Consider the following 706-nt stretch of genomic DNA (forward strand, 5'->3'; position numbering starts at 1 on the left):
TTTGCATCATCTAGTATTGCTTTGGCGATATTTGATACACTTGTAGAGATTTGTGAGCTAGCATTGGCTATGCTTACATTTTCTTGGGTTACACTCTCTAGGCTAGTGATTGCGTCATTTATTTGAGTGATACCTGCGGTTTGCTCTTTGATAGATTCTGCCATATCATTGATTGATTGGACTAGGAGGTTTGTGTTTGCTTCTATCTCGCCTAGTGATTTTCCTGTGCGCTCTGCTAGCTTTCTCACTTCATCTGCTACGACTGCAAACCCTCTGCCGTGCTCACCTGCTCTTGCTGCTTCAATCGCTGCATTTAGAGCTAGTAAGTTTGTCTGGTCTGCGATGTCTCGTATGATACCTATGACATTTCTAATGTCTTCTGTTTGGTTTATGACTTCATTGCTTCTTTGGGATACATTTTGCATAGAAGAGGTGATTTCCTCTACTGCGGTGGCTGTTTGCTCTAGGCTTGTGGCTTGAGAGTTTGAGCTTTGGGTAAGAGAGGCTACGGCTTGCTCTAGTTTGTTGCTTTGTTCATTTAGAGAGTTTGCAAAGTTTAGTGAAGTCTTTAGCATTTTTCTTACTTCTGCACCTAGCGTGTTTGTAACTACTTCTACTCTACCTTTAGCATTGGGAATCTCGGTAGTAAAATCTAACTTTGTGTAGCTATCAAATACACGATTGATTTCGTTTAGGTCTTTGCCTA

Annotated in this window: 1 protein-coding gene; it reads right to left on the reverse strand. The window is 41.2% G+C overall.

Features of this window, described 5'->3' with window-relative positions; translation table 11 throughout:
* On the reverse strand, positions 1–706 hold a 706-nt coding region (locus ACWIX0_RS13975; protein WP_454174585.1), incomplete at both ends, for a methyl-accepting chemotaxis protein.

The sequence above is a fragment of the Helicobacter sp. T3_23-1059 genome, from assembly GCF_053654515.1.